We start from the raw sequence: 631 nt of genomic DNA, 5'->3' as shown, positions 1-631 counted from the left end.
CGGCCACCGGCACCGTGAACATGGCGGACCTGGCCGTGAAGCTGGGCGAACTGCCCACCGACGTGCAGATGGTCCTGCACGTGCTGCTCCTGGTGGGCTTCGGCATCAAGGCGGCCGTGTTCCCGCTCTCCTTCTGGCTGCCGGACTCGTACCCCACCGCGCCCGCCCCGGTGACCGCGGTGTTCGCGGGCCTGCTCACCAAGGTCGGCGTATACGCGATGATCCGCACCGAGACGCTGCTCTTCCCCGGGGAGCACGTCAACGCGCTCCTGCTAGTGGTGGCCGCGCTGACCATGGTGGTGGGCATCCTCGGCGCGCTGGCCCAGACGGACATCAAGCGCATCCTGTCCTTCATCCTCGTCTCCCACATCGGCTACATGATCTTCGGCCTGGGCCTGGCCACGGAGGCGGGGCTGGCGGCCACCGTGTACTACGTGGCCCACCACATCACCGTGCAGACCGCGCTCTTCCTCGTCACGGGCCTGATCGAGAACCGCGCCGGCACCGCGAACATCGACCGCCTCGGGTCCCTGGCGAAGGTCTCCCCGTTCGTGAGCGTCCTGTTCCTCGTGCCCGCGCTCAACCTCGGCGGCATCCCGCCGTTCTCCGGCTTCCTCGGCAAGGTCGGCCT

General features: G+C 68.8%; 1 protein-coding gene. It reads left to right on the top strand.

Features of this window, described 5'->3' with window-relative positions; all coding sequences use genetic code 11:
* Window positions 1-631, top strand: a 631-nt coding sequence (locus ACFWJO_RS39155) for a proton-conducting transporter membrane subunit (RefSeq protein WP_386872996.1), incomplete at both ends; no start/stop codon positions are given.

It is taken from the genome of Streptomyces sp. NPDC127092 (assembly GCF_042722475.1).
Lineage (GTDB): Bacteria > Actinomycetota > Actinomycetes > Streptomycetales > Streptomycetaceae > Streptomyces.
The sequence above is the reverse complement of the archived record's forward strand: the minus strand, read 5'-3'. Positions and strand labels throughout refer to the sequence as shown.